Annotated in this window: 10 protein-coding genes; 3 read left to right on the top strand and 7 right to left on the bottom strand. The window is 72.6% G+C overall.

Going from position 1 to position 7,601, the window contains the following annotated elements:
• Positions 1-66: 66 nt before the first annotated feature.
• Positions 67-1,263, bottom strand: coding sequence for an acetoin utilization protein AcuC (locus tag WMI84_RS15755; protein WP_347354724.1), 1,197 nt, complete (start codon positions 1,261-1,263; stop codon positions 67-69).
• A gap of 46 nt (positions 1,264-1,309) precedes the next feature.
• On the opposite strand from WMI84_RS15755, the gene WMI84_RS15750 reads away from it, so the two are divergent.
• Positions 1,310-1,978 (top strand): TrkA family potassium uptake protein, encoded by a 669-nt coding sequence (locus WMI84_RS15750; protein WP_347354723.1) that lies wholly within the window; start codon positions 1,310-1,312, stop codon positions 1,976-1,978.
• Between the two features lie 7 nt (positions 1,979-1,985).
• On the opposite strand, the gene WMI84_RS15745 is transcribed toward WMI84_RS15750, so the two are convergent.
• From WMI84_RS15745 to WMI84_RS15730, 4 genes are all read right to left on the bottom strand, one after another.
• Positions 1,986-2,519 carry a GNAT family N-acetyltransferase gene (locus tag WMI84_RS15745; protein ID WP_347354722.1) on the bottom strand — a complete coding sequence of 178 codons (534 nt, stop codon included), beginning with the start codon at positions 2,517-2,519 and terminating at the stop codon, positions 1,986-1,988.
• A gap of 105 nt (positions 2,520-2,624) precedes the next feature.
• A complete protein-coding gene (locus WMI84_RS15740) occupies positions 2,625-3,146 on the bottom strand; it encodes a GNAT family N-acetyltransferase (protein WP_347354721.1) in 522 nt (173 codons plus the stop codon).
• Between the two features lie 16 nt (positions 3,147-3,162).
• Positions 3,163-3,969, bottom strand: a complete 807-nt coding sequence (gene proC, locus WMI84_RS15735; protein WP_347354720.1) for a pyrroline-5-carboxylate reductase — start codon at positions 3,967-3,969, stop codon at positions 3,163-3,165.
• Positions 3,970-3,971: 2 nt separating this feature from the next.
• Positions 3,972-4,922 (bottom strand): proline dehydrogenase family protein, encoded by a 951-nt coding sequence (locus tag WMI84_RS15730; RefSeq protein ID WP_347354719.1) that lies wholly within the window; start codon positions 4,920-4,922, stop codon positions 3,972-3,974.
• A gap of 104 nt (positions 4,923-5,026) precedes the next feature.
• On the opposite strand from WMI84_RS15730, the gene WMI84_RS15725 reads away from it, so the two are divergent.
• On the top strand, positions 5,027-5,833 hold the full coding sequence (locus WMI84_RS15725; protein ID WP_347354718.1) for a maleylpyruvate isomerase N-terminal domain-containing protein: 807 nt from the start codon (positions 5,027-5,029) through the stop codon (positions 5,831-5,833).
• On the opposite strand, the gene WMI84_RS15720 is transcribed toward WMI84_RS15725, so the two are convergent.
• Both WMI84_RS15720 and WMI84_RS15715 read right to left on the bottom strand, forming a co-directional pair.
• Positions 5,820-6,311: a nucleoside deaminase gene (locus WMI84_RS15720; protein ID WP_347354717.1), complete on the bottom strand. Its 492-nt coding sequence runs from the start codon at positions 6,309-6,311 to the stop codon at positions 5,820-5,822. The two genes, WMI84_RS15725 and WMI84_RS15720, sit on opposite strands and share 14 nt — an antisense overlap.
• Complete coding sequence (locus tag WMI84_RS15715) at positions 6,308-7,060, bottom strand: class I SAM-dependent methyltransferase (RefSeq protein ID WP_347354716.1); 753 nt, start codon at positions 7,058-7,060, stop codon at positions 6,308-6,310. The genes WMI84_RS15720 and WMI84_RS15715 overlap by 4 nt, the downstream gene beginning before the upstream one ends.
• Positions 7,061-7,314: 254 nt before the next feature.
• On the opposite strand from WMI84_RS15715, the gene WMI84_RS15710 reads away from it, so the two are divergent.
• Positions 7,315-7,601: Clp protease N-terminal domain-containing protein (locus WMI84_RS15710; RefSeq protein WP_347354715.1), on the top strand; the 287-nt coding region annotated here is incomplete at its 3' end.

Below are 7,601 nucleotides of genomic sequence, written 5' to 3'. Positions count from 1 at the left end.
TGCCGGTCGAGGTGCCTGCCGGGCGACAGGCATGCCGGCTGAGGCGCATGCCGGGCGAGGCAGACCTCAGTCGAAGTAGACGTCCAGCCCGTGCAGCGGGAACACCGCCTGACGGGTCGCCATGACGGCCCGGTCGACCACGTCGCCCGGGTTGTAGCCCATGTCCCACGAGCGCCACCAGACGGGGCCGTCCGCGGGGGTCAGGTCGCCCATCCAGGCCGGGCCGGGACGACCGGTCACCTGCCGCACGTGGTCGCGCCACATCTCCGGCACCGGTGTCGCGACCTTGATCGGGGTGTGCGCGGCGATCGCCGTCAGGTGCGTCCAGGTGCGCGGCACGACGTTGACGACCTCGTAGCCGCCGCCCCCGAGGGCGACCCACTTGCCCGCGCAGACCTCGTGGGCGAGGCGGTGCAGCGCGTCGGCCGCGGAGCGTTGGCCGTCGACGGTGACCGCGAAGTGGGCCAGCGGGTCCTCGACGTGGGTGTCACAGCCATGCTGCGTGACCAAGACGTCGGGCTTGAAGGCCCGCACGAGCGGCATCGCGGTCGCGTGCAGCGCCCGCAGCCACCCGGCGTCGCCGAGCCCGGGAGGCAGGGCGACGTTGACCGCCATCCCCGTCGCGTCGACGCCACCGATGTCGGTGGGCCAGCCCGTCCCCGGGAACAGGGCCCGGCCGGTCTCGTGCAGCGACACCGTCAGCACGCGCGGGTCGTCCCAGAAGATCCGCTCGACGCCGTCACCGTGATGGACGTCGACGTCCACGTAGGCCACCCGCCGGGCCCCGTGATCGAGGAGCCAGTCGATCCCCAGCGCGATGTCGTTGTAGATGCAGAAGCCGGACGCCCGGTCGCGCATGGCGTGGTGCAGCCCGCCGCAGAAGTTGACTCCGTGGGCGGTCTCTCCCGACCACACCGCCCGGCACACCGCGATGGTCCCCGAGGCGATCCGCGCGCTCGCCTCGTGGATGCCGGGATAGGCGGGGTCGTCCTCGGTGCCGAGCCCGAAGGCCGGGTCGGCCGACGACGGGTCGTCGGACGCCGCCCGCACCGCCGCGACGTAGGCCGGGTCGTGCACCCGGCAGAGCACCTCGTCGCCGGCCGGCTCGGCCCCCACGACCTCGACCTCGTCGTTGTCGAAGACCCCCAGCGCCGCACAGAGCCGGGCCGTCAGGTCGAGCCGGATCGGCGCCATCGGGTGGGTCGGTCCGAAGTCGTACCTCGTGAACGCGGTGTCCCAGACGACCCGGGCCTGCCTTGGCATGATGGAGACGCTACCCCTTCTGCAGATCGCCCCACGGAGGAAAGCCATGGCGCGCAAGCGGCTCTTCGACGACGAGGTCATGGTCATCGGTCTGGGCCGGTTCGGCTCGGCCGTGGCGCTCGAGCTGACCCGGCTCGGCACCCGGGTCATCGCCGTCGAGCGGGACAACGCGCTCGCCGAGAACTACATCAACAAGGTGGCCAAGGTCGTGCACGCGGACATGGCGCTCTCGAGCGCCATCGAGATGGTGAGCGCGGCCGGGATCAAGATCGCCATCGTCGGGATCGGCTCCTCGGTCGAGTCGTCGGTGCTGGCGGCGGCCAACCTGGTCGACGCCGGGGTCCCGTCCATCTGGGCCAAGGCACTCTCGCCCGAGCACAAGCGGATCCTCGACCGGATCGGGGTCCACCACGTGATCTCTCCCGAGGTCGACTCGGGCCGGCGCGTCGCCCACCTGGTCAACGGCCGGCTGCTCGACTTCATCCAGTTCGACGACGACTACGCCATCGTCAAGCTCACCCCGCCGGCCGAGACGATCGGCTTCACCCTGGAGCAGGCCCAGATCCGTCGGAAGTACGGCATCACCGTCGTCGGCGTGAAGGCCCCGGGCGAGGACTTCACCTACGCGCTGCCGAGCACGAAGATCTCTGCTCACCACGTCATCGTGGTGAGCGGCCCGATCGAGCTGATCGAACGGTTCGCCTCGCGCCCCTGACCCCGCCTCAGAGGCGCGGGTAGCTGCTGCTCTTGTCGTCGCCGAGCGGCAGGACCATCGCGATCTCCTCCTCGCCGTCCTCCTCGCTGACCACCCGCATGGGCCGGCGGTAGTCGGTCGGGCGGAAGCCCATGCCACTGGCGAACGCGACCGCGCGGCCGTTCTCGGTGCCCACCCAGTAGACGATGTGACGCTGGCCGGCGTCTCTGGCCTGGGCGGCGGCACGGCGTACGAGGGCCGACGCGACACCCGTGCCGCGGCGCTCAGGGGTGACCCACAGGGCGAAGATCTCCCCGGCGTCGTCGTCGCCGGAGGTCTCCGCGCGGCCGATGCTGGCCACGCCCACCGCCCGGCCGTCCTGCTCGGCGACCAGGCGGACGGAACGGTTCATCCGGTCCCGCCAGACGGACTCCTCGATCGCCGACTCCTCGGCGTGGGTGGCGACGAAAGCCTCGGGCGACTCCCGCAGCGCCTCCAGCCGGACGGCGCGGTACGCCTCCCAGTCGTCCTCGGTCAGGATGCGTACGGTCAGTTCACTCATGGGGACACCTTCGCACGAACCACCCACAGCGAGCGAGCGAGAGGCGACGGGGTCTGGGTGAGGAACCTCTCAGCGGACCCGCCGGCCCCGGTGGGCACGGGAGTCTCAGCCGGTGAGCTCGACCTGCATCTCAATCTCGCACAGGTCGGCATCACGCGGGTGCGGATGGGTCATGCCGGTGCGGACGAAGCCGCACCGCTCGTACAGGGCGATCGCGTGGGTGTTCGAGCTGGCCACCTCGAGCACGACGTGGTGCCTGCCCCGGCGGTGGCCCTCCTCGAGGACGGCCCGCACGAGGGCCTCGCCGATCCCGCGACCCCGCCCGCGCGGGGCGACGTACATCCCGAACAGGGTCGCGGTGCCCGCCCGCTCCGGCTCCCAGTGGGTGCCCAGACCCGCGCTGCCCACCACGCCACGCTCGTCGCGCGCCTGCACCAGCCACGCACCTTCGATCCGCTCCCGCCAGTCCGCCTCCCGGAAGTCGGCCTCGTCGGCGTAGGTGTACCAGAACGCGTCGGGGGCCGCGCGCAACATCTCCAGCCGGATGTCCCGCTGGCTCTCCCAGTCACCCGGCTCGACCCGGTGCAGGCGCACCGACCGGTCCGGGCTGCTCGGGGGGACTGCCATGTATGCCGCCGTCCCGTCAGACCTGGCCAGAAGCCAGCTGCCTGGACCGGGCCGCGGCCGCCTCCACCGCGGTGACGAAGGCCGCGCGCACCTTGTGATCGTCGAGCTGACGGAGCGCGGCGACCGTGGTACCGCCGGGAGAGGAGACCTCCTCGCGCAGCACGGTCGGGTGGGTGCCGGTCTCGCGCAGCATCGTCGCCGCTCCGTACATGGTCTGGACCACCAGCTCGGTCGAGGTGGCCCGGGGCAGGCCGAGCACCACGCCCGCCTCGATCATGGCCTCGACGACGTAGAAGAAGTAGGCCGGGCCGCTGCCGGACAGGGCGGTGACCGCGTCCAGGTGCTTCTCCTCGAGCCGGACCACGCGGCCGCACGACGAGAGCAGCCGCTCCGCCTCGGCGAGATGCTGCTCGGTGCAGTGCCGGCCGGCGGCGATGGCCGACATGCCCTGGTCGACCCGGGCCGCGGTGTTCGGCATGACCCGCACGACCGACGAGCCCTCGGGAAGGATGGACTCGAGCCGCTCGGTGGTGATGCCCGCCGCGATGGACACCACGGTGTTGCCCGCGACGACGTGGTCGCGGATCTCCTCGACCAGGCCCATCATGTCCTGTGGCTTGACGACCAGCACGAGGGTGTCGGCCAGCCGGGCCGCCGCGACGTTGCCGAGCACCCGCACGCCGTACCGCTCGGCGAGCGCCTCGGCTCGCTGCGGGTTGCGCTCGGTGATCACTATCTCAGCGGCGTCACGGCCGGCCCGGAGCAGCCCGGACAGCAGCGTCTCGCCCATCACCCCCGTGCCGAAGATCGCCATCGTGCCCACGGTCAGCCCTTCGTGGCCAGGCCGCGCAGGAAGAACGCGACGTTGGCCGGCTTCTCGGCCATCCGCCGCATCAGGTAGCCGTACCACTCCTCGCCGTAGGGGATGTAGACCCGCATCGTGTCGCCGCGGTCGGCGATCCGCTTCTGCTCCTCCGGACGGATGCCGTAGAGCATCTGGTACTCGAACGAGCCCGGCGCCCGGCCGTTCTGGGCGGCCAGCGCCCCGGCGATCTCGACCAGGCGCGGGTCGTGGCTGGCGACCATCGGGTAGCCCTGGCCCTGCATCAGGACCTTGAGGCACCGGACGTAGGACTTGTCGACGTCGGCACCCGCCTGGAAGGCGACCGACTCCGGCTCCTTGTAGGCCCCCTTGCAGAGCCGCACCCGCGAGCCGGCGGTCGCCAGGTCACGGCAGTCCGCCTCGGTCCGGTACAGGTAGGCCTGCACCACCGCGCCGACGAAGGGGAAGTCCGCGCGCAGCTCGTGCAGCGCCTCGAGGGTGCGGTCGGTCGTGGTGTGGTCCTCCATGTCGAGCGTGACCGTCGTGTCCGCCTGCTGGGCGAGGGTGCAGATCTCGCGGGCGTACTCGAGGGCGACCTTGTCGCCGTCGCCGGGCAGGGCCTGGCCGAGCGCGCTCAGCTTCAGCGAGACCTCGGCCCTGCCTCCCTCGGTCAGGCCGCGATCGCGCAGGGCGCCGAGGATCGCGACGTAGGCGTCCTTGGTGTGCTTGGCCTGCCCGGCGTCGAGCGTGTCCTCGCCGAGGTAGTCGATCGTCGTGCGGCGCCCGGTGGTGGCCAGCTCGGCCGCCGCCGCGACGGCCTCGTCGGTGGTGGCCCCCGGCACGAAACGGTGGACGACCGAGCGCGACACCGGTGCCTTCTCGATGACGTCCCGGACCGTGTCGGACTTGGAGAGTTGCAGGAGCGAGTTGCGTAGCAGGTCGCTGGCGTCCACGTTGACCTCCGTCGATGGGCGGGTGAGGCGACCCGGGGTGGTCGCGCCGGGGCAAATCTACCGCCGCGGTACGGTCGTCCGCCCGGCTGCGGCAGACTCTCGGCATGGCCCGGCAGCCCTTCCGCCTCCTGACGCTCGACGAGTACGGCGACGCGATCGGCCGGGCCGCGACCGTGCTGCGGGCCAACGCGACCGCCGCCCCGCTGGAGCGCCCGGTGCCGACCTGCCCGGGCTGGACGCTGCTCGACCTGGTGACGCACACGGGCATGGTCCACCGCTGGGCGGCCGACCGGCTGCGCGGCGAGGCCGAGCTCGACCCGGCCGGCCACGAGGCGACCGGACGTGCGGCCCCCGACGTGCTCGGCTGGTTCGACACCGGGGCGACGGCACTGCTCCAGTCGATCGTCGACGCTCCGGACGACCTGGCGGCACCCGTCTTCCTGGCCGACGCCCCGCCGGCCCGCCTCTTCTGGGCGCGGCGGCAGGCGCACGAGACGACGATCCATGCCGTCGACGCGCTCGGCGCCCGCCTCGGTCGCGCACCCGAGCCGGCGCAGACCTGGATCCGGCCGGCCCTGGCGCTCGACGGGATCGACGAGCTGCTGTGCGGTTTCGTCGCTCGGGGTGCCCGCCGGGCGGTCCATGCGCCCGAGCCGACGACGTTGCTCGTCCACCCCCAGGGGTCGGACACCGCCTGGCACGTCACCCTCTCCCCCGACCGGCCCGCCGTGACGCGCCGGGTCGACCCGACCGCGGGGCCGGTCCCGGACGCCGAGCACCTGCTGGCCACCCCTTCGGTGGCGGCCTACCTGGTGCTGTGGAACCGGGCGGACGACTCGTGGCGGGCCGCCGACGGCGCGTGGCCGGAACAGGACTGGTGGCGTGGGGTCATGACCGTCACGTGGGCCTGACGGTGCGGGCGAATGCCTCGTGCAGCCCCTTGACCTCGGCCTCGAGCTCGGGAACGGGTCCCTCGACGACGGCGCCCGGCACGACCTGCCGGATCGGCAGCGTCGCCACCGGCCCGGGCGGGCAGCCCCACGCGGTCTGCCACCGGGACAGCTGGGCCGAGCCGACGGCATACACGATGCGGCCGAGCCCGACCCAGCCGTGCGCCGCCGCGCACATCGGGCAGTGCTCCCCGGAGGTGTACACGGTCGCCGCCGAGCGTTCGTCGGGGGTCAGGCGCGCCCCGGCCCACCGGGCGATCGCCAGCTCCGGGTGCTGGGTCGGGTCCAGCTCGACGACATGGTTGTGGTCCTCGAAGAGCTCGCGGCCCGCCCCGGAGACGAGCACCGACCCGAACGGCTCGTCGCCGCGCTGCAGCGCCAGGCGGGCCAGCTCGACCGCGCGTCGCAGGTGCCTCAGGTCGGCCGCGGTGATCGTCATGCCACCGTCCCGGTCACCAGGGCGAAGGTGACGAACGCGCCGTCGTCGGCCTCCAGCATCTGCTGGGTGGGCGAGGTCATCGCGCCCTTCAGCTCCATGACGGCCCGCTCCCACAACAGCCAGTTCGCGCACCCGTCGGGCTGCGTGCGCGCGGTCACCTTCTGGAACGCTCGCCCGAACTCCCACTGGCTGCGCAGCCACTCCGCCGTGTGCCACGCCGCGGTCTCGGCGCCCACGACCTTGTCGATGTGCTCGGGGATCTCGCCGAGGTCCCGCACCTCGCTGGTGAGCGCGGGCGTGGCGACGCCGAGCTGGCCGCCCGGGCGCAGGAACCCGGCGGCATACGGCGGGTAGTGGTCCCCCGTCCCGAAGTACTCCCAGGCGTCGATGCTGACGATGACGTCGAAGCTCGCCCGCCCGAACGGCAGGCTGTGGGCATCGACCCGCATCGGCAGGACCAGATCGTCGACGCCGGCGCGGCGGAACACCTCGCCCGACTCGGTCGGGTCGACCCACAGGTCCGCGGCGACCACCCGCACCCCGTACTCCCGGGCGAGGAAGACCGAGGTCGCCCCCAGCCCGGAGCCGAGGTCGAGCACCCGCATGCCCGGGCGCAGGTCGAGGTCGGCGGCCAGGTCCTCGAGCAGCCACAGCGGGTGCGGGCCCATGTCGAGGTCGACGAGCCACCTCGGGTCGTAGGCCGCCGACCGGGGGAACTGGGGCTTGCTCAGGTGGTCGAGGGCCGGCATGTCCTGATCCTCGCCCACTTCCGCCCCCCGGTCGAGGGGCCGCGCCCGTCGTCCGCCCCGCCGGTATGCCGCCGAGCCGGCTTCCCGGGCGACGCCGGGACCGGGCCGTTGCGCCCTCGGCGTAACCACGATCCCGGGGCATGCCGCCCCCCTCGCGCGGGAACAGGATGAGCAGGGGTCACGTTTGCTGGAGTGAGCCGCGTGGCCGCGGCACCGATAGCATCGAGAGTGTCTCGATCAGTCAGGAGCGAAGCATGTTCGAACGGTTCACCGACCGGGCCCGAAGGGTGGTCGTGCTGGCGCAGGAAGAGGCCCGCCTGCTCAACCACAACTACATCGGGACCGAGCACATCCTCCTGGGTCTGATCCACGAGGGCGAGGGGGTCGCGGCCAAGGCGCTCGAGTCGCTCGACATCAGCCTCGAGGCGGTGCGGGCCCAGGTCCAGGAGATCATCGGCCAGGGCCAGCAGGCCCCGACCGGGCACATCCCCTTCACACCACGGGCCAAGAAGGTCCTGGAGTACTCGCTGCGCGAGGCGCT

Origin of the sequence: Intrasporangium sp., from assembly GCF_039812505.1 — a bacterium.
Lineage (GTDB): Bacteria > Actinomycetota > Actinomycetes > Actinomycetales > Dermatophilaceae > Intrasporangium_A.
This window is presented reverse-complemented; position numbering and strand designations above follow the sequence as displayed.

Coding starts and splice junctions, on each gene's coding strand:
- WMI84_RS15755 (WP_347354724.1), bottom strand. CDS start 1,263: ATGCCAAGGCAGGCCCGGGTCGTCTGGGACACCGCGTTCACGAGGTAC.
- WMI84_RS15750 (WP_347354723.1), top strand. CDS start 1,310: ATGGCGCGCAAGCGGCTCTTCGACGACGAGGTCATGGTCATCGGTCTG.
- WMI84_RS15745 (WP_347354722.1), bottom strand. CDS start 2,519: ATGAGTGAACTGACCGTACGCATCCTGACCGAGGACGACTGGGAGGCG.
- WMI84_RS15740 (WP_347354721.1), bottom strand. CDS start 3,146: ATGGCAGTCCCCCCGAGCAGCCCGGACCGGTCGGTGCGCCTGCACCGG.
- WMI84_RS15725 (WP_347354718.1), top strand. CDS start 5,027: ATGGCCCGGCAGCCCTTCCGCCTCCTGACGCTCGACGAGTACGGCGAC.
- WMI84_RS15720 (WP_347354717.1), bottom strand. CDS start 6,311: ATGACGATCACCGCGGCCGACCTGAGGCACCTGCGACGCGCGGTCGAG.
- WMI84_RS15715 (WP_347354716.1), bottom strand. CDS start 7,060: ATGCCGGCCCTCGACCACCTGAGCAAGCCCCAGTTCCCCCGGTCGGCG.